The 337-nt window shown below is 64.1% G+C and carries 1 protein-coding gene; it reads left to right on the forward strand.

The window, feature by feature from the left end:
* A partial coding sequence (locus IE94_RS36835) for a hypothetical protein (protein ID WP_037924991.1) occupies positions 1 to 337 on the forward strand: 337 nt, incomplete at both ends.

The following is a 337-nucleotide window of genomic DNA, read 5'->3' on the forward strand; positions in this document are numbered from 1 at the left end:
CAAGGGCAAGGGGGATCTTGGGCCGGATCTGAACAGGAAGTTCGACCTCTCGAAGAACGCGCCGGTGGTGAATCCGGGTGGGAAGACGCCGTCGGGTTCGGGGCTGAAGGTGGCGGCGGCGACGGCGGACCACACATTCAACGCCGCGAGTGCGGGTGTGTCGGAGTATTTCACGGGTGCCGCTCTGACGGGTGGGTTCAACCTGATGGACTTCGCGGGCGGTTCGGTCAGTACTGCGTTCATGTCCTCGCTTGCTCTGGGGGCCAAGGGGCTGGGCATCAAGATGCCGGACCTGTCGTTCCTGAAGAACCTCAACACGGGCCTGTCCGGTCCGTCC

The organism is Streptomyces violaceorubidus, assembly GCF_000717995.1.
In the GTDB taxonomy this organism is placed as follows: Bacteria; Actinomycetota; Actinomycetes; order Streptomycetales; family Streptomycetaceae; genus Streptomyces; species Streptomyces violaceorubidus.